Origin of the sequence: Micromonospora sp. WMMD734 (assembly GCF_049178975.1) — a bacterium.
Classification (GTDB): Bacteria; Actinomycetota; Actinomycetes; order Mycobacteriales; family Micromonosporaceae; genus Micromonospora; species Micromonospora wenchangensis.
On the sequence record NZ_JBMHMK010000001.1, the window covers coordinates 803,812 to 822,882 of the forward strand.

The 19,071-nt window shown below is 71.7% G+C and carries 16 protein-coding genes; 11 read left to right on the forward strand and 5 right to left on the reverse strand.

Annotation, left to right across the window (positions count from 1 at the left end):
- Positions 1–7: 7 nt before the first annotated feature.
- Entirely contained in the window at positions 8–415 is a 408-nt protein-coding gene (locus tag ACN267_RS03545; protein WP_421487899.1) for an Imm50 family immunity protein, read from the forward strand.
- A 419-nt stretch (positions 416–834) separates the two neighbouring features.
- On the opposite strand, the gene ACN267_RS03550 is transcribed toward ACN267_RS03545, so the two are convergent.
- Positions 835–1,128, reverse strand: coding sequence for a hypothetical protein (locus ACN267_RS03550; protein WP_239485502.1), 294 nt, complete (start codon positions 1,126–1,128; stop codon positions 835–837).
- A gap of 391 nt (positions 1,129–1,519) precedes the next feature.
- Between ACN267_RS03550 and ACN267_RS03555 the strand changes: the two genes are divergently transcribed.
- The 4 genes from ACN267_RS03555 to ACN267_RS03570 all read left to right on the forward strand — a co-directional run bounded on the left by ACN267_RS03555 (position 1,520) and on the right by ACN267_RS03570 (position 5,425).
- Positions 1,520–1,834 carry a hypothetical protein gene (locus tag ACN267_RS03555; RefSeq protein ID WP_421487900.1) on the forward strand — a complete coding sequence of 105 codons (315 nt, stop codon included), beginning with the start codon at positions 1,520–1,522 and terminating at the stop codon, positions 1,832–1,834.
- Between the two features lie 298 nt (positions 1,835–2,132).
- Positions 2,133–3,497, forward strand: a complete 1,365-nt coding sequence (locus ACN267_RS03560) for a glycoside hydrolase family 6 protein (protein WP_204959045.1) — start codon at positions 2,133–2,135, stop codon at positions 3,495–3,497.
- 250 nt (positions 3,498–3,747) lie between these two features.
- Positions 3,748–4,089, forward strand: a complete 342-nt coding sequence (locus tag ACN267_RS03565) for a YciI family protein (protein WP_204959044.1) — start codon at positions 3,748–3,750, stop codon at positions 4,087–4,089.
- Between the two features lie 40 nt (positions 4,090–4,129).
- Entirely contained in the window at positions 4,130–5,425 is a 1,296-nt protein-coding gene (locus tag ACN267_RS03570; protein WP_372445985.1) for an RNA polymerase sigma factor, read from the forward strand.
- An 8-nt stretch (positions 5,426–5,433) separates the two neighbouring features.
- On the opposite strand, the gene ACN267_RS03575 is transcribed toward ACN267_RS03570, so the two are convergent.
- Positions 5,434–6,693, reverse strand: a complete 1,260-nt coding sequence (locus tag ACN267_RS03575) for a glycosyltransferase (RefSeq protein ID WP_421487901.1) — start codon at positions 6,691–6,693, stop codon at positions 5,434–5,436.
- Between the two features lie 367 nt (positions 6,694–7,060).
- Here ACN267_RS03575 and ACN267_RS03580 point away from each other — a divergent pair, with 367 nt between their 5' ends.
- The 6 genes from ACN267_RS03580 (at position 7,061) to ACN267_RS03605 (ending at position 15,527) form a co-directional block, all read left to right on the forward strand.
- Positions 7,061–8,488 carry a hypothetical protein gene (locus tag ACN267_RS03580; protein ID WP_421487902.1) on the forward strand — a complete coding sequence of 476 codons (1,428 nt, stop codon included), beginning with the start codon at positions 7,061–7,063 and terminating at the stop codon, positions 8,486–8,488.
- Positions 8,489–8,661: 173 nt separating this feature from the next.
- Positions 8,662–9,573, forward strand: a complete 912-nt coding sequence (locus ACN267_RS03585) for a glycosyltransferase (RefSeq protein ID WP_204959041.1) — start codon at positions 8,662–8,664, stop codon at positions 9,571–9,573.
- Entirely contained in the window at positions 9,570–11,465 is a 1,896-nt protein-coding gene (locus ACN267_RS03590; RefSeq protein WP_421487903.1) for an ABC transporter ATP-binding protein, read from the forward strand. Before ACN267_RS03585 ends, ACN267_RS03590 begins: the two co-directional genes overlap by 4 nt.
- A complete protein-coding gene (locus ACN267_RS03595; protein ID WP_204959040.1) occupies positions 11,462–13,246 on the forward strand; it encodes an ABC transporter ATP-binding protein in 1,785 nt (594 codons plus the stop codon). Before ACN267_RS03590 ends, ACN267_RS03595 begins: the two co-directional genes overlap by 4 nt.
- A 159-nt stretch (positions 13,247–13,405) precedes the next feature.
- Positions 13,406–14,671: a glycosyltransferase gene (locus tag ACN267_RS03600; protein WP_281895998.1), complete on the forward strand. Its 1,266-nt coding sequence runs from the start codon at positions 13,406–13,408 to the stop codon at positions 14,669–14,671.
- 103 nt (positions 14,672–14,774) lie between these two features.
- Positions 14,775–15,527: a VOC family protein gene (locus ACN267_RS03605; RefSeq protein ID WP_204959038.1), complete on the forward strand. Its 753-nt coding sequence runs from the start codon at positions 14,775–14,777 to the stop codon at positions 15,525–15,527.
- 516 nt (positions 15,528–16,043) lie between these two features.
- On the opposite strand, the gene ACN267_RS03610 is transcribed toward ACN267_RS03605, so the two are convergent.
- The 3 genes from ACN267_RS03610 to ACN267_RS03620 all read right to left on the reverse strand — a co-directional run bounded on the left by ACN267_RS03610 (position 16,044) and on the right by ACN267_RS03620 (position 19,070).
- Positions 16,044–16,709, reverse strand: a complete 666-nt coding sequence (locus tag ACN267_RS03610; protein WP_204959037.1) for a helix-turn-helix transcriptional regulator — start codon at positions 16,707–16,709, stop codon at positions 16,044–16,046.
- A gap of 409 nt (positions 16,710–17,118) precedes the next feature.
- Entirely contained in the window at positions 17,119–17,832 is a 714-nt protein-coding gene (locus tag ACN267_RS03615) for a cyclase family protein (RefSeq protein WP_204959036.1), read from the reverse strand.
- Complete coding sequence (locus ACN267_RS03620; RefSeq protein ID WP_204959035.1) at positions 17,829–19,070, reverse strand: argininosuccinate synthase domain-containing protein; 1,242 nt, start codon at positions 19,068–19,070, stop codon at positions 17,829–17,831. Before ACN267_RS03620 ends, ACN267_RS03615 begins: the two co-directional genes overlap by 4 nt.
- Position 19,071 lies beyond the last annotated feature (1 nt).

The window sequence follows — 19,071 nt, forward strand, 5'->3', positions numbered from 1 at the left end:
GGTATACATGAGCTGGATCGATCTGGTCACGAATCCGCAGGGTTTGAGGGAGGTATTCAATCAGAATCCCCCCCTGCTGAACGGGGTCAGCTTGCACGAGCTTGTAGTTGACCGCGAGGGGCCGACGCTTCAGCTGAAACTGGACCTCCCTGCTTACCCTGCGAACCCTCCTGCGAAGTGGATTCGTTGCGGGTTCAATACGGTTCAGATACGACTTCTATTCGGCGGTGTTAGCGACCTGCGGCTGGTTGGTATCTCGACTGAGGTGGTTGCAGACGTGGATATCAAAGCCGGCGATGGGGTAGTGCTCGAACTCCGTTCTCCATCGATGTTCGTGTCAGCCTCGGCCGCTTCGGTTACTGTGTCTAAGCTAGAAGCATACGTAGACGGTCGGCGGGAGGTTGTGTCTGAATAGAGGAACTCTTCGTATAGGAATGAACCTACCGTGTTGGCCCTTGGGGTGGCGTGGGGTGGATTGAAAGACTGTGCTTTATGGCGGTCTCTCGATGAAACTCTGGTTGGGGCTGCGGGCGCCCTCGGGGCTTGGAGGGTCAGGGCGCTTGCATATTCGGCCGGTGGGTCGTCGCTGATCAGGACTTCCGAGATGGAACTTGTGGAGGCGTAAGGCCAGTGAGGTTGTATTGGTGATCCATGGAGTTGCGACGCTTCAGCGCTTCGAGGAAGGCCCCCGCTCGCCATAGCATTGGCTCTCATTGAGCATTTCCCAGGCAGTATCGATGGTGATTTTTGAGCTTGGGGTACCGCTGCGAGGATGCGGGCGGTAGCCTTACCGCATGCGCACCTCTTGTGTGCAGGGATGCTTCGCGTGGGGGTTCAAGTCCCCCCTCGGACACGTACAGTTACCCCACAGTAATCAGCGTCAGGCGTAGCCTCGACGCTGATTTTGTTTTCACCGGGGTTGTAGGTGAGGGCGAGTCGTAGCTCCCGGTAGACGGTGCTCTTGTCCCTGCTGTCGGCGTCTCGCAGGGTGTTGCGGATGTCGTCGAAGCTGCCGACGAGGTGTCGGATGTTGTCCTCGGTGAGGCGGTGGGGAGCGGGTGGTTGGGCTGCCGCTGCTGTGTCGCGTTGGGCGAGGGCGGCGGCGCGTTGGGCGTTGACCTCGGCCATCCAAGCGGCGACGGTGGCGGGGTCGCCTCCGGCGTCCGTGCTGGGCAGCGGTCTGCGCCGTGGTCGCCCACCGTGCCAACCGTCGGGATCTGGTGCTGCCGATCCTGTCGAACAACCGATTCGAACACCACCTGACGGGCTATGTCGGCTCCCTGGTCCAGAGCACGCTCGCCACCGTCGAGGTCGGCGACAGGGACTTCGACGAGCTGGTAGGCCACACCTGGGCTGCAGTGATGGAGGCCAACCGCCACGCCAGGTACGACGCGGCCAAGCGATCCGCCGTGGACGAACTGGTCGAGCACGAACGCGGCCTGCGCATCAACTACGATCCCTTGTTCAACAGCCTCGTGCCCGGACGCCTGAAGTCATCGGGCTGGAGTCCATCATGGGCATGCCGGACCGGATTCTGGCCGACTCCTGCTGGGTCGACGTGGCCGACGTGCAACGCCTCGTGGAGGCGGCGGTCGCGCCCGCCGTGGCACACGTCTTCGCCGAGGTCGGCGGCCGCCCGCTGGTCGCTCACCTCACCGCCACCGCTACCGTCCGTACGCCGGAACAGGCGCACGCCCGCTGCATGGCCATCCTCGCCGACCACCCCACAGCCATCACCCCACGCCAGTACGTCATCTGCGACGCCGCGCCGTCCGATCCGGCCGATCCCGCGGGCTGGCCGGCGCCTTCGGCCACCGGCTCCGGTCGCCGTTGACGGTCGCGGATCAGGGCCGCCTATGTCCTACCCGCATTGATCCGTCACGCCGATCGCCGTCGAGATGACCATCGACGAGACCGTTCGCGCCCAGCAGCGGCATGCGACCCTGGGTCCGTCGCGCCCGCCCGGCTTCTCGCACGGCAGGAGACGGTAGGGCGTCACCGGCCGTGGGAAGGTGAAGACGCATCCAGGGGCGGCGGTCGATGGCCGGACCGGTCGTCGCCGTGCGCCACGGTGCCGCAGCCGTTCCGGGAGCGGTCCTGCGTGTCGACCATCTGCAACCTCAGGAGAGACCATGGTCCGTTCCGCGCTCCGCCGCGGCCTGCCCGCCGTCGTCGCGGCCGTGGCTGTCGTCCTGTCGGTGGGGGCCGCCGCCCCCGCCGCCCAGGCCCGGCCGGCGTCGCTGCCCTCGACGACCCGGTTCTACACGCCGCCGCCCCCGCCGGCCGCGATCAGCCAGATCGCCGACCTGGCCCGGTCCGGCCACGGACGGGACGCCCTGCTGTTGACGCGGATGGTCACCACCCCGCAGGCGGTCTGGTTCACCGGTGGCACCCCCGCGCAGGTGCGGTCGAAGGTGCGGCAGACCGTGACGGCGGCGGCCCGGCAGAACAGCGTCCCGGTGCTGGTCGCCTACAACATCCCCTTCCGGGACTGCGTCCAGTACGCCGCGGGCGGCGCCCGGAACACCGCCGAGTACTTGGCGTGGATCGACGCCTTCGCCGCCGGCATCGGCGGTCGACGTGCCGTCGTCCTGCTGGAGCCGGACAGCCTCGGCATCATCCCCTTCCACACCGACCTGTGGGGCGAGCAGGAGTGGTGCCGGCCGACGGACGCCGCAGGGAACCCGCCGCCGGGCGCCTCCTCCGCCGAGCACTTCGCCGCGCTCACCGGCGCGGTGGACCGGCTGACCCGCCAACCCCACGTCAGCCTCTACCTCGACGGCACGCACAGCGACTGGCTGGGCGTGGACGAGAGCGCGTACCGCCTGGTGAAGGCCGGCGTCCAGCGGACGCAGGGCTTCTTCCTCAACTCGGAGAACTTCCAACCCACCGAACACGAACGCAAATACGGCACCTGGATCTCGCAGTGTGTGGCGTTCGCGAACAACCCGGACGACGGCGGCTGGCGACTGGGCCGTTACGACCGCTGCGGCAGCCAGTACAGCCCCGCCGACCACACCGACTTCAGCACCTGGGTGCTGACCGACAAGTGGTACGCCGAGAACCTCGGCCGGGCGGTGCCGACGACGAGGTTCGTCATCGACACCAGCCGCAACGGCAACGGCCCCAACATGATGGGCGAGTACGCCGGTGCGCCCTACCACCAGCCGCCCGCCGTGGTCGACGCGCTGGCCGAGGGGAACTGGTGCAACCCACCCGGTCGGGGCCTCGGCCTGCGCCCGACCGCGAACACCGGCGTGCCGCTGCTGGACGCGTACCTGTGGGTGAAGCCTCCCGGCACGTCCGACGGGACCTGCGACATCGCCGGTGGCGCGCGGGCCTGGGACTTCAGCCGGTACAACCCGTGGCGGGTGACGCCGGAGCAGCAACGCCGCTTCGACCCGCTGTGGGGCGTGGTGGACCCGCCCTTCGGGCAGTGGTTCGGCGTCTCCGCCCTGGAGGTGGCCCGGCGGGCCGACCCGCCGCTGACGCACTGAGCCCGGCCCAGGTCCGGGCCGCCCGCGACACACCGCCGACCGCGCCCGTCACGTCCGGTAACGACGTGGCGGGCACGGTCGTTTCCGTGGGTTGGGTGGCCGGCGGGCAGGCCCGGTGCGGAAAAGTACGGGCGGGTGTGTCCATCACCGGGTATCCCGTTCGTCGTATGCAGGAGAGGGCCGACCGGGACCGGTCACCGGCCCCGGCCGAGGCCGTGGTGGTGGCACGATCACGACTGGAGGAACGACCATGAGGTACATGATGCTGATCTGTGAGGACGAGTCCGTCGCCTTCACCGAGGAGGAGGACCGGGCGACGATGGCGGCCATCGACGTCTGGGTGCGGGAGATGAACGACCGTAACGTCCGGGTGCAGGGCAACCGCCTGCGGCCGGTCAGCGACGCGACCGCCGTTCGGGTACGCGGCGGCGAGGTGCTCCTCGCCGACGGGCCGTTCGCCGAGGCGAAGGAGCAGATCGCCGGATACGACATCATCGACTGCGCCAACCTCGACGAGGCGATCGAGGTGGCGGCCAAGCATCCGGTGGCGGCCTTCGGCACGATCGAGGTGCGGCCGTTGCTGCCGGAGTGACGGCGCAGCCCCGCGCGACAGCACAGACCAGAGGCTCGGTGTGACGGCAGAGACGATCGGCGAAGCGGTCCGGGTGGCCGTGCAGGACACCTACCGCGAGCAGTGGGGGCGCATCGTCGCCACGGTGATCCGCCTGACCGGGGACTGGGACCTGGCCGAGGAGTGCGCCCAGGACGCCTTCGCGCAGGCCCTGGAGCGTTGGCCGCGGGACGGCGTGCCCCACCGCCCCGCGGCCTGGCTCACCACCACCGCCCGCAACCGGGCCCTGGACCGGCTGCGCCGCTCGGCGGTCGAGGCGGCCAGGCTGCGGGAGGTGGCGGTGCTCACCGAGGAGAACCTCGACGGGATCGGTGCGACATCGGACGCCAGCGGCATCACCGACGACCGGCTACGGCTGATCTTCACCTGTTGCCATCCGGCGTTGGCGCTGGAGGCCAGGGTCGCGTTGACCCTGCGCACCCTCGCCGGGCTCACCACCGCCGAGATCGCCCGCGCCTTCCTGACCAGCGAGGCGACCATGGCCAAGCGCCTGGTCCGGGCCAAACGCAAGATCCGGCACGCCGGCATCCCGTACCGGGTGCCCCCGGCGCATCTGCTGCCCGAGCGGGTCCACGGCGTGCTCGGCGTGCTGTACCTGATGTTCAACGAGGGCCACACGGCCAGCGCCGGGCCGAACCTGGTCCGGCAGGGGCTCTGCGACGAGGCGATCCGGCTGGCCCGTACCCTCGCCGGGTTGATGCCCGACGAGCCCGAGGCGCTCGGGGTGCTCGCGTTGATGCTGCTGCACCACGCCCGACGCGGGGCGCGGCTCGACGGCGCCGGTGAGCTGGTCACGCTGGAGGAGCAGGATCGCTCCCGCTGGGACCGCGCCGCGATCGCCGAAGGGCTGGCCCTGCTGGACGAGGCGATGCGGCGGGCCCGGCCCGGCCCGTACCAGATCCAGGCGGCGATCGCCGCCTGCCACGCCTCCGCGCCCCGCGCGCAGGACACCGACTGGACCCGGATCGCCGCGCTCTACCAGCGGCTGGCCGGGCTGGTGCCGTCGGCGGTGGTGCAGGTCAACCGGGCGGTGGCGGTGGCGATGGCCGAGGGACCGGCGGCCGGCCTGCGCCTGGTGGACGAGCTGACCGCCGACGCCGCCACCTATCGACTGCTGCCCGCCGTCCGGGCCGACCTGCTGCGCCGCCTGGGCCGGCACCGGGAGGCGGCGACCAGCTACCGGGAGGCGCTGGCGTTGCCGGCCAGCGAGCCGGAACGCCGCTACCTTACCCGGCGGCTGACCGAGCTGGGGGAGGAAGCGGCCGGCCCGCCGCCCGGCGTCGTCGAGCGTGGCTGAGCCTCGGTTCAGTACGGCAGGGCGCGGACCTGCCGGGCCAGCGCCTCGGTGAGGCGTACCGAGCGGCCGATCCGGTGCGCCTCCGTGAGCAGGTCCGGGCCCCAGCGGGACCAGAGCCCGGCGAGCCGGGAGGTGAGCAACACGGTCTCCACCGCGTCGTCGGCCAACGACGTGCGCAGGCCGATCGCGTGGTGTGCCGTGTGCGGGCTGCCGGAAGCGGCCTTCGCCAGCAGGTCGGCGTCGAAGTCCACCAACGCCGCGCGGCGCAACCCCGCCGGCAGGCGGCCGCCCGCGCCGAGGATGGCCGTCCCGCCCGCCGGGTCGAGGTGGGACAGTTCCCGCTCCACCTCGGCTGTCACATCGGCCGCCCGCACCCGCTCGGCATGGGCGAGCAGGAACCGGTAGTTGTCCTCCAGATCCAGCAGATTGGTCCGCTGCATCAGCTTCCAGATGATCTCCACGGGGGGCTCGGGATGCTTGGTGAGGAACGGCTGCACGTTGGCCTTGCCGTCGACCATGTTCGCGTCCCGGTCCCGGCCCTGGGGCGCGTGCAGCCCCCATGCCGTCCGGGTCAGGCGGAAGCCGACACCGTCCTTGAACAGTCGGTAGCCGAGTTCCAGATCCTCCACGCCCCAGCGGCGGAACTCCTCGTCGAAGCCGCCGACCCGCCAGAAGTCCTCGGCGCGCACGGAGCAGTTCAGCGACCAGAACAGCACCCACGGCGTGGCCAGCAACCCCAGGTCGAAGTCACCGGCGGCGAACTGCCGGTGCCTCGGGTCGGCGAAACTCGGCACGTCGCGGTACCGGGCGACGACGTCCTCGGGCAGCACCCCGTCCATCGCCTCCGCCAGGCCGGGCATCGTGCCGTCGATGTCGTAGCCCCAGGAGTAGCCGATCAGCGCGGTGCGCCGGGCCCCGGCGTGCTCGGCGAGGAGGAGTTCCAGGAAGTCCGGGGCGACGAAGGTGCCGGTGTCCAGGAAGACCAGGATCGGCGCGCGGGCCATCCGGGCGCCGGCGTTGCGCGCGGCCCCGGCCCGGAAGCCGTCGTCCGGCTGGAAGTGGTAGCGGATGGGCAGCGTGGCCGCGGCGTCGTCCACCACGGCGCGGGTGTCGTCGAACGAACCGTCGTCGGAGACGATGACCTCGAACATCTCGGTCGGCATCCGTTGCCGCGCCAGGTGCTCCAGCGTCTGGCGCAGCGTCTCGGCGCGGTTGTAGGTCGGGATGACGACCGACAGGTGCGGCTCGGTCGAGATGGGACGTGACATGGGCACCCTTCCGGTTGGGCCACCGACGACAGTCTGACGACCGGCGGTGGCCGGCACATCTCCCAGCTTGCCGTCCTGTGCCGAAGGGCGGCGACGGCGGCGAGCGCACGTACGAAGATGCGCCCCGGGCGGCCGCGCCGGCACGCTGGGGCGGAGCTTCGTCGCCCGCCTGCCGCTCGGCGCGGGCCCGGACACCGGCACTGTGGCCACCGTGTCGCCGGGCGCGTCACCCGGTCGGACTGGCGTGCCGAGCCTCCCCCACCGCCGTCGAGCAGCGCCGGGGTGGGTCCGTTGCGCGTGATCGTCCCGAGGCCACCGTTGCGGTGCCGCCGTCCCGCTGTCACCGGAGCCGACGAAAGGGTGACCCATGCCTGGCCCGATCGATCTGGTCGTACCGAACAACGGCGAGTTCAACGTCCGTAATCCGCGCGTGGACCTCGGCCCGCGGGCCGCCGGCGGCTACCTCGAATTCGGCGCCTACCTCGCCGACCAGGCCGTCTTCTGGAGCACGGCGGACCGCGTGCTCCTGCTGCCGGCCGGCTACGACCCGCTGTGGTTCGCCGACGTGCACGAGGCGCTCGGGTCGGCGCCGCCGCCGGTGGTGTCGCCGCAGCCGCGTACCGGCCGGCTGTTGAGCGACCTGATGCACGACGCGGCCGCGCTGGCCACCCTGCGCCAGGCGCTCGGCGGACGCCCGGTCCGGCTGCTGTCCTGGGGCGCGACACCGGAGTTGTTCCTGCTGGTGGAGACCATCCGGAGCTGGGGACAGCGGGTGGACGTCGACGGTGTGACCCGCGAGAACGAGTGGGCCAGCCGCTACCTCGACTCGAAGCTCAGCTGCCTGGACCTGGCCCGGGACCTCAGGATCCCGACGGCACGGTCGGTCATCGTGGCCGACCGCGACGAGTTGCGCGGCGCGCTGGCCGCGACCCTGCGCCGGCACCCGCGGGCCATCGTCAAGAGCCCGTACGGGGTGGGCGGGCAGGGATCGGCCGTGGTGGACTCCGACGACGACAGCGTCGCCGGCTTCTGGGACCGGATGCACGACGACCCCTACTTCCGTACCTACCCGTTGATCGTGCAGGAGTTCGTCGCCCACGCCCCGGGCCTGGGCTGCCCCGCGCTCGACTTCCGGGTCGTCGACGGTGGCGTCGCCGACCTCGTGCTCAGCGCGGTGACCACCACGCGGGGGCACCTCTTCCAGAGCGTCAACGTCGGGGTGGGATCGCTGCCGACCGAGGTGGCCGACCGGATCGTCCCCCTCGGCCACCGGCTCGGCGCGGCGGCCGGGGAACTGGGGTTCCGGGGCTGGCTCTGCGTGGACCTGATCGCCGGCGCGGACGGGGAGATCTACCTGAGCGAGATCAACGCCCGCCGCAGCGGCGCCATGCACTCGATCGGCCTGCTCACCGCCTGGCGGGCGGAACGGGACCTGACCCTGTCGTCGCACGACCTGAGCAGCGTCCGCGGGCCGGGTCCGGTCTCCTACCGCGACCGGGTACGACCGGCCTTCCTGCGGGCCTGGGCGGCCGGGTTGCGGGTGTACCCGACGGCGGTGCGGGGGCTCGCCTTCCCGGAACCGATGATGGCGCTGGTCGCGGCCGGCTCCAGCGCCGCCGAGGCCGAGGCCGTCGTCCGGGACGTGCTGGCGCAGATCGACTCGCCCCCGACGCGCGCCGGGACCGGGCCGGGGGCGCCCACCCCGACGAGCTGCCCGACGCCCGCGGCCGGCTCGTCCGACGAGCCGCGCGACGCCGGCGGACCGCCCGGTCAGATGGCCGCGACCGCCCGATGAGGACCGTCACGACCACCGGAGAATCTGTTAACCTCGATCGATTGCCGCGCATGTCGCCCGCGCGGATTCCGGTTCCCGGCACTGCTGCCCGCCCACACGTGGTGACACGTGTGGGCGGGGCGGGCACCGCCGGGGGCGGGCCTCGGTCGAGCCGCTGACCACCAGGAGACAAGATGGCCAACTCGCGGCGCTGTAGCGTGGTGATCCCGACCTACGACCGGGCCGACCTGCTCGCCTACACACTGGAGTCGTTGAGCCGGCAGAGCCTGCCGACCGACCGGTTCGAGGTCCTGATCGGCGACGACGGGTCCACCGACCACACCGCGTCGGTGATCGACCGGTACCGGGACCGGCTCGACCTGCACCACCTCTTCCAGGAGCACGACGGCGTCGGGGTCACCCGGGCCCGCAACCGGTGCATCCGGCGCGCGACGGGTGAGATCTGCGTGCTGCTCGACTCCGGCGTCATGGCGCACTCCGGCCTGCTCGCCGCGCACCTGGCCCGCCACGAGTCGACGCCCGACCCGCTCGCGGTCATCGGCTACGTCTACGGCTTCACCCTCGACGGCGACGACAGTGAGTTGGAGCGGATGATCGACCCGTGGGACGCCGACGCGACGATCGCCGGGTTCGCCGCCCGGGGGGAGCATCCCGACGTGCGTGACGAGTTCTACCGTCGCTACCACGACGACTTCGCCGACCTGCCGGCCCCCTGGATCATGTACTGGACATGCAACGTCTCGGCGCGTACCAGCCAACTCCGCGACGTGGGGATGTTCGACGAGAGCTTCCGCAACACCGGTGGCGACGACCTGGACCTGGCCTACCGGTTGCACTGCGACGACGCCCGCTTCGTGCTCGACCGGGCCGCCAGCGCCGTGCACTACCCGCATCCCAAGGACTTCGCGCAGAACCTGAAGAGCATGATGGTCAACTACCACTGCATGATCGAGAAGTATCGCTCCCCGGTGATGCCGTTGCTGCTGGCTGCCCCGACGATCCACCCGTTCAACATCAACGACGTGATCGCCGCGCTCCGCCTGCCGCCTGCCGCCACCCGGATGGACGGGAAGCACGCCCGGTGACGACCTGGTGGAACACCGCGCTGGCGGAGCTCGCCAAGCGGTGGAGCATCGTGAAGATCCTGCCGCGCGCCGGGATGGGGCTGGTCGTCGGCCTCGCCACGATCAACGTGCTGCTGGGTGTCCTGCCGGTGGTCTTCGTGGTCGCCACGAGCGAACTGCTCGGCCGGGTGCCCGAGGCGGTCGCCGGCGGCACGGGCTCGGCGGTCTGGCGCACCGTGCTGGCCATCTTCGCGGTGGCCGCGGCGGCCTTCGTCGGCCAGCAGATCGTCGCGCCCTTCCAGGGCTCGCTCGGCGAACTGGTGGCCCGCCGGATCGACGGGCAGATGTTCGACGAGCTGATGGCCGCCGCCCTGCGCTCCCGGGGCATCGCGCCGCTGGAGGACCAGGCGGCGCTGCAGGACCTCAGGGCGGCCGTCGCCGAGGTGCAGTACGGCTTCCAGAGCCCCGGCCAGGCCTGCGCCGGCCTGCTCGGCCTCGGCGCTCGGTACGTGCAGTTGATCGGCTATGCGGCGGTCATCGCGCTCGCGTTCGCCTGGTGGGCGGCCCTGGCCCTGGTCGTGGTGGTGCTGCTGTTCCGCTACGGCCAGCGCAACGGCATCCGCCACTACTCCCGGCTGCGCTACGCCCTCGACGGGCCCGAACGCAGGATCGACTACCTGCGTGACCTCGGCATCCAGCCGGCGGCCGGCAAGGAGATCCGCATCTTCGGGCTCGCCGGCTGGCTGACCTCGACGCTCGAAGAGGCGTACCGGTCCTGGCTGGCTCCCCTGTGGGTAGCCCGCCGACGGCTCTATCTCTGGCCCTTCTTCCGGTACGCGGTGGTCGGGCTGGTGCTCACTGGCATGGTCTTCGCCTTCACCGGGACCGCCGCGGCCGAGCAGCTCACCCTCACCGGGTTCGCGCTGGTCATGCAGGCCAGCCTCGGTGCGCTGCGGCTGTCGGAGTTCTATCCCGAGGCGGACAACCAGATCGCCGTGGGAATGACCGCCTACGATGCCGTCGGGCGGTTCGCGGAGCGGGTCGACGCGTACCCGGCCGAGGTGCGCGACGGGGATCCGGCCCAGCCGGCCGCGGTCGCGCCGGCCGCCGTACCCGACCCGGTCGCCACGATCCACTTCGACCAGGTGTCCTTCTCCTACCCCCGGCAGGACCGGCTCGTCTTTGACCAGCTCGACCTGACGATCCCGGTGGGCCGCTGCACGGCGATCGTCGGCCTCAACGGGGCCGGCAAGACCACCCTGGTCAAGCTGCTCGCCCGGCTCTACGAGCCGACCGGCGGCGCGATCCGGGTCGACGGGGTCGACATCCGCACGTACCCGGTCGTGCAGTGGCGTCGCAAGCTCGGCGTCATCTTCCAGGACTTCGCCCGCTACGAGATCTCGGCCGCGGTGAACATCGGCTACGGCGCGATCGAGGCGGCCGACGACCGCGAGGGCATCGAGCACGCGGCCCGGGCCGCCGGCATAGCCGACGACCTGGGCCGGCTGCCCCGGGGGCTGGACACGCCGTTGACCAAGCAGACCGCCGGCGGCACCGACCTGTCCGGCGGGCAGTGGCAGCGGGTGGCGCTGGCCCGTGCCCTGTTCGCGCTGCGCCACGGCTCACCCGTCGTGGTCCTCGACGAGCCCACCGCGAGTCTCGACGTCCGCGCCGAGGCCCGGTTCTTCGACGAGTTCGCCGAACTGACCCAGGGTGCCACCACCCTGCTGATCTCACACCGCTTCTCCACCGTGCGGCAGGCCGACCACATCGTCGTGCTGACCGACGGCAAGGTCGCCGAGCAGGGCAGCCACGACGAACTGGTCGCCCTCGACGGCCGGTACGCCCGGCTGTTCCGGTTGCAGGCCGACAGGTTCACCGGCACCGCGCAGCCCGAGGAGGTGGCGACGTGATCAACGTACTCGCCGGTTGTCGGCAGCTCCTGGGCACCGCCTGGCGGATGGACCGCGCCCGCACGATCGCCTCGATCGTCCTGATGGCCTGCGGCGCGGTCGCGGCGCCCCTGCTCGCCGTCGGCCTCGGCGCGATGACCGACGCCGTGGTGGCGGGGCGCTGGCGCGACGGGGCGCTGTACGGCGTCCTGGTCGCCGTCGCGGCCATCGTCTCGCTCACCTTCAGCCACTTCGCCCACGTGCTCTACTTCGAACTGTCCGAACTCGCCGAGATCGACTTCGACCGCAAACTGATCGCCCTCTCCAACGGGGCTGTCGGCATCGCCCACCACGAGCAGGCCGAGCAGGCCGACTCGTTGACCGTCCTGCAACACGAGGGCCGCCGCTTCCGCACCGGGCTGGAGGCGCTGTTCGGCGGGGTGAGCCTGGTGCTCGCCATGGTGGTGACCGCCGTGCTGCTGGCCCGGCTGCACCCGCTGCTCCTGCTGCTGCCGCTGGCGGCGATCCCCCCGCTGTACACCGGGCGGCTGGCCGAGCGGCGGCTCGACGCGGCCAAGACCGCCAACGCCGAGTCCGTCCGCCTCTCGCTCAACCTGTTCGGCCTGGCCACCTCCTCCCGCCACGCCGGCGAGGTACGGGTCTTCCGGCTGGAGGAGCAGCTGCGCCACCGGCGTGCCGAGTTGTGGGCGAACGCCACCGCCGGGCTGCACCGGGCGCGGACCGCGGCCGCCGTCACCCAGGTGGCCGGGCAGCTGGTCTTCGCCGCCGCGTACGTGGGCGGCGTCCTGCTGATCCTGCGCGACGCCACCACCGGGCGGCACAGCGTCGGCGCGGTGGTGCTCGCCGTGGCCCTCGCCGCCCAGGTCAACCAGCAGGTCACCACGGCGGTCGCGCTGATGCAGGACCTCTACCGGATGGCTAGCACCTACCGCCGGCTGGAACAGATCAGCGCCACGGTCGCCGGGCCCGACCCGACGTCCGCCGGTCACCCCCCGCCGGAGCGGCTACGGGCCGGCATCGTCTTCGACGACGTCGAGTTCAGCTACCCCGCCAGCGACGCGGTCGCGCTGCGCGGTGTCGACCTCGCCCTGCCCGCCGGGTCCGTCGTCGCGGTCGTCGGCGAGAACGGAGCCGGCAAGACCACCCTGGTCAAGCTGCTGTGCGGCTTCTACCAGCCGACCCGGGGCCGGCTGCTGGTCGACGGCGTTGACCTGCGCGAGCTGCCCATCGAGGCCTGGCGGCAGCGGATCGCCGCCGGCTTCCAGGACTTCGTCCGCTACGAGCTGCTCGCCCGGCAGGCGGTGGGCGTGGGCGACCTGGCCCAGATCGACGACGCCGCTGCGGTGCGGGCGGCGCTGGACCGCGCCCGGGGCGCCGACCTGCTCGACCACCTGCCGGGCGGGCTGGAGACCCCGCTCGGCAAGAGGTACGCCGACGGCGCGGAACTCTCCGGTGGACAGTGGCAGAAGCTGGCGCTCGGCCGGGCGCTGATGCGCCAGACCCCGCTGCTGCTGGTGCTCGACGAGCCCACCTCGGCGCTGGATCCGGAGGCCGAGCACGGCCTGTTCGAACGGTACGCCGAACAGTCCCGCCGGGTCGCCGCGGTGACCGGTGCGATCACCGTGCTCGTCTCGCACCGGTTCTCCACCGTCCGGATGGCGGACCGGATCATCGTCGTGCGCGACGGCCGGATCGCCGAGGTGGGCAGCCACGCCGAGCTGGTCCGCGCCGGCGGCCAGTACGCCGAGCTGTACGCGCTCCAGGCCAGGGCCTACCAGTGACGGTCCGGCGCGTGCCGGCCCGGCGCCCGGTGGGCGTCGCCGCCCGCCGCCGCCGGGGTTCTCCGCCGCCGCGGGTCGGCGCAGGACGGCAAGCTGCGAGATGTGCCGGCGGAGCCCGGTCGACAGACTGGTGACCGGTGAGCCAACTCGGAGGGTGACATGTCGACCTCAATCCGCAACGGCGCGCACCTGTCGGTGGTCATCCCCACCTTCAACCGCAGCCGGATGCTCCGGCAGACCCTGGGAAACCTGGCGCGTCAGCGGCTGCCGACGGACTCGTTCGAAGTCATCGTCGCCGACGACGGGTCGTCCGACGACACCCGTGCGGTGGTGCGGGAGGCGGCGCGGACGCTGCGCATCCGGTACCACTTCCAGCCGGACGAGGGCTACCGGGTGGGTGCGGCGCGTAACGCCGGCGCCGGGTTGGCCACGGCCCCGATCCTGGTGTTCCTGGACACCGGCGCCTTCGTCGGACCGGACTACCTGGCGGGTCACCTCGCCGCGCACGTCGGCGGGGAGCGCACGGCGGTGGCCGGCTACGTCTACGGGTACGACATCGGCGGGGTCACCACGCCCGGCCTGTCGTCGGCGGCCGCCGAGCTGCCGCCCGAGCAGGTCGTCGCCCGGTTTACCGGCGACCCGAGCTTCGCCGACACCCGTCAACCGCAGTTCGTCGACTGTGACTTCGACCTCGGGCGGCTGGCCGCACCGTGGGTGCTCTTCTGGGGGATGAACTGCTCCCTGCGCGCCGACGACTTCCGGCGGCTGGGCGGCTTCGACGAGGACTTCCGCGGCTGGGGCCTGGAGGATCTGGAGTTCGCCTACCGGATGTTCAAGGACGGCGTCGGCATCCGCCTCAGCCGGCAGGCGTGGGCGCTGCACGCCCCGCACGAGCGGGACATGGACGCGCTCATGGCCGACTGCATGGTCAACCTGCGTCGGCTGACGGCGAAGCACCCCGAGCCGCCCATCGAGATCGTCTGGCGGCTGATGCAGCGCGCCAGCCCGCTGGACCTGGAGCTCAGCTACCAGGTCCTGCTCTCCTGGACGGATCGCGCGCGCCTGATCGACGTCGCCGACGAGCTGGCAACCGAGCTGCCCCGTCTGGACCTGACCGGCCGGCTGGTCGTCGTCGGCGCGGGTGGCCGGGTGCCGGCGGCCCTGCCCGCCGCGACCCTGCTGGACTTCGACGCGGGCCTGCTGGCCGAGGCGACCGCCGGCACCCCGCACGTGGGGCACCACACGATCGGCCTGCGTACCCCGTTGGACGACGACGCGGCGGACACCGTGGTCCTCACCTCCCGGCTGGCCGGGCTCTGGCCCCGCTGGGGTGAGGCCCTGCTGGCGGAGGCGCACCGCATCGGCCGGTCCGTCCACCTGACCGACGCGCTCGCCCGGCGGACCGGTGCCGCCGCACCGGGTTGAGCCGTCCCGGCCCGCCCCCGCGCAGCGTGGTGCGGCGAGAGCCTTCCGCGTTCGTGTTATAGACGCAGCAGAGGACCACAGGGAACGTCACGAGGAGGAGCACATGGCACGACTTCGGCTCGGCAGCATCCTGCTTGGCACCACCGATCCCGAACGCCTGCGCGCCTGGTACGTCGCCGCCTTCTCCCCGACGGTGACGCCGTCGGGGTTTCTCGACTTCGGCGGGTTCGACATGCTGGTGGACGGTCGTGACGACATCGCCGGCAAGAACGCCGAACCGGGTCGCATGATCCTCAACTTCGAGGTCGACGACGCCCGCGCGGTCGCCGCCCACCTCGACACCATGGGGGTGGTGTGGCTCGCGCCCCTGGAGGAACGCGAGGACGGGCTGTTCGGCACGCTGCTCGACCCGGACGGCAACTACGTCCAGGTCATCCAGCTCAGCGAGGAGTACCTCGCGGCACAGCAGGGTGACCGGCCGCCGGCGGGTGAGGCGTTGGCGCTCTCGCCGGCGTTCAACGGATTCTCCGTCGACGACATCCCGGCGGCGAGGAGGTTCTACGGCGAGACGTTGGGCCTCGACGTCTACGAGGAGTACGGCATGCTCCACCTGCGGCTGGCCGGCGGTCGAGAGGTGCTCGTGTACCCCAAGCCCGAGCACCAGCCCGCCACCTACACGATACTCAACTTCCCGGTCGACGACATCGAGCAGGCGGTGGACATGCTGGTCGGCCGGGGCGTGCGGTTCGAGGCGTACGACCACGTCGACGCCAAGGGGATCTACCGGGGCGAGGGCCCTCCGATCGCCTGGTTCCGCGACCCGGCCGGCAACATCCTGTCCGTGTTGCAGGAGTGACCCGGCGTGACCATCCGCCCGGTCGGGACGGACGCGACGCGCGCCCGCCCCGACCGGGGTGCCGTCACTCCGCCAGGGCCTTGATGCCGTGCAGGCAGCTCCATGCTGGTGCGTGGCTCGCCGAGACGGGACGCGACGATCGTCTCCTCGTGCTCTGGAGCCTCGTCGATGACCAGGCTCAGCCCGGAGCGGCCGGGGTCGATCCGCACCGAATGGCCCAGCCGGGTGCCGGTCGACTCGGGCGTGAGCGCGAAGAGCTTGCACCCGCTGCAACTCGGGGCTCAGCCGGGGTGGAAGGTGGCTGTCGGTCACCAGCCCCAGAGCTGTGCCGGGCTCGTCTCGACGTAGACCTCGCAGGTCAGGCTCGGTCCATCGGGATACCGCACTGTCGCTGCCACCTGTCCGCCCCGATCCGTCCTGGTCGGCCTGACCCGGTGGTGGAGGTCGAGCCGGTTCGGCACTACCGGGTGCGGCGCGGATGGTCGCTCGGGTGTCGACCTGGCACGGCGCCGGGCGCTAGTCGCACTGCACCAGGCCGGCCCGGATGGCGTTGATCGCGGCGGTGGTCCGGTTGGGCGAGTCAAGCTTGAGCATGAGGCTCGCCACCAGCCGCTTCGCGCCGTGACTGGAGATGGACAACCGGCGGGCGATCTGCTTGTTGCTCAACCCCTTCACCAGCAGGGTGAGGGCTTCGGTCTCCCGGGCGGTCAGGTTCACCGTCCGGGTACGGGTGCCCGGCCCTGGCTCGTCGGCCCGGGCGAGCAGGGCACGGGTCAGCGCGGGCGGCATCGGCAGCTCCCCGCGACGACTGCGCCGCAGGGTGTCGCTGAGCAGGTCGGCGGTGAGGCGTTGCTGGGACACGAAGCCGTCCACCGGCATCGAGGCGAGCTGGGTGACGTTGGTGGTGGTCGCCTCGTCGACCAGCAGAATGACGTGGGTGCTGCCGCGTACCGCCCGGCCTTCGTTCTCCAGCCAGTGCGCCTCCGGCGGCGCGACGATGAGGAAGTCGATCCCACCGAACCGCGACAGCGTCTCGTAGTCCGCCCGCGACCCGCACCGGTGCACGGTCGACACTTCCGGCACGCTGCCGAGCACCGCCTCGATGCCCCTGCCGAAAACCTCGTTGTCCACCAGTACCGCGACGGTCATCGTGTCGTGGTCGACCTCCAGCATGCCGTGCATGTCATTACCTCCACTGTGTCGCCAGAGATGTGCCGAGGCCGGCGGCGGACGTCGTACCCTCGTCGATCGGCTAGGCCCGATCGGCGAGGCGGCGGCGCGGGGACGCCTGGACTAGGGTGGTAGTCGCGTCGCCGAACGCGCCCGCCCCGGCCCGTGCGAGCCGCGGCGGCGGACGAGCCGGGCGTCCGCCGGCCCTCGTGCGTCCGGGTCGCCCCCGCACGTCGACCCCCGCCGGATGGCGTGAGTCGTCTCCGCCGACCTCCATCGGCTACAGACCCATCGTGCTATCGGCAGGCGGGGACGCTCATCTCCTGACTTGCGCAGTGACCGACCAGCGCCCTGCCGCGTACGCGCCGGTGGGCCGCCATCCGTCACGGATGGCGGCCCACCGGCGCGTACGCGGTCCGGATCAGACGGGGTCGACCAGCGCGTACGCCCGGACCGGGAAGGTGCCCATGCCGGCCACGGCGACCGGCGCGGCGTGGAAGCGGAAACCCTCCGCCGGCAGCGCCGCCAACCCGCACAGGTGCTCGACGATCGGGATGCCGGTGGCCAGCAGGCCGGTGTGCGCCGGCCGGTGCAGGTCGGCCATGTCGTCGATGTTCACCGAGTCGATGCCGACCACCGCCGGCCCCTGCGACACGAGCCAGGAGACCGCCTCGGCGGTCAGGAACGGATGACCGGGCGCACCGTACGCCTCGGTGCCCCAGTGCCGGTCCCAGCCGGTGCGGATCAGCACGGCCCGGCCGCTGACGGCGCAGCCGGCGAACGCGTCCGCGCCGATGCCCGGCGTCGGCGTGGACCCGACGTCGACGAGCACGCCCGGCACGTCCACCAGCCGCGACAGCGGCACCTGGGACAGGTCGCCGCCGTCGGCGAAGCGATGGAACGGCGCGTCCAGGTACGTCCCGGTGTTCGCCACCAGGGTCATCCGACCGATCTGGAACTCGGTGCCCGGCGCGTACCGGGCCCGGGACTCCTCCCGCGACAGGTGGTCCTCGATGTGCGGGCCGGGCAGACCCGGGTAGGTCGTCATGCCGTGCCGCACCACGTGCGACAGGTCGACCAGCCGGGCGGCGGACCCGGCTGCGGTCGGGGACGGCTGCGGTGCCGGTGTGTTCATCGACGTTCGCTCCGATCGGGTGCGGTGCCGTCGACCGCGGTGCGGGCGGTGTCGGCGAGGGTCATCAGCTGGTGCCAGGAGCCGTACCCGTAGTCGTCCATCCAGTGGTGGAAGTCGACGCCGAGCCGGGCGTAGTGCAACCCGTGCGGCGTGGCCAGCTTCAGCACCGTCACCGCACCCCGGTACAGCCGCAGCTGCACGGTGCCGGTCAACGGCTCGTCCAGCTCGGTCAGGCACCGCCGCAGCGTACGCCCGAGGTGGCTGAACCAGCCGCCCTGCACCGCCGTGGTGGTCCACTCGGTGGAGAGCTGCGCCCGTACCGCGTGTTCGCGCGGGCCGAGGACGGCGTTGGCCAGCGCCCGGTGCGCGGTCGTGATGACCGTCGCCGCCGGTGACTCCCGGACTTCGTGGTTCTTCACCCCGAACGCGGTGTCCTCCAGCCCGGAGTACCGGCCGACGCCGTGCCGGCCGGCCAGCTCGGTGAGCCGGGGCACCAGATCGTGCAACGGCAGCGGGGCCCCGTTCAGGGCCACCGGCAGCCCAGCCGCGAAGGCCAGGGTCAGCTCGGCCGGCTCCGCGGGGCAGTCGACCGCGTCCCGGGTGAGGGTGAACACCGACTCGTCGAGCCGGTTCTCCGGGGTCTCCAGGCTGCCGTTCTCGATGACCCGGGCCCACGGGTTGACGTCGACGCTGTGCACGGCGTCGGGCAGGGTGACGCCTGCCTCCGCCAGCCGGGCCTGCTTCTGCGCCCGGGTCACGTTCGAGCCCAGGAACGGCGCGACGACGTGCAGCTCCGGGTCCAGCGCGGCGACCGAGCGCCCGATCCGGGCCGTGCTGTTCTGCATGTAGGTCGCGGTGTGCCCGACGGCGTCGCCGCCGACCGTCCGGGCCACCCGGACCGCCGCCCGCGCCATCAGCGGTCGGCTCAACGTGGACCCGACCGGAAACTGGCCCTGGTAGTAGGCGTCGGCGTGGATCGCGGCGGGCAGCGCCTCGGTGAAGAACTCGTCGGTGACGTCGGCTTCCTGGTATGCCGCGCCGAACCGGGCGGCCAGCTCCCGGGCCCGGCCGTCGCCGTCCGGCGCACCGATGCGGACGTTCAGCGCGGTCGTGTCGACCGGCGCGTCCCGGAGCAGGTGCAGCAGGTAGGTGCCGTCCAGACCACCGGAGTACAGCAGCACCAGGTGCCGGGGCGGTCGGGCGGTCAACTCGTCCAGCGTGGTGATGAAACGACGCATC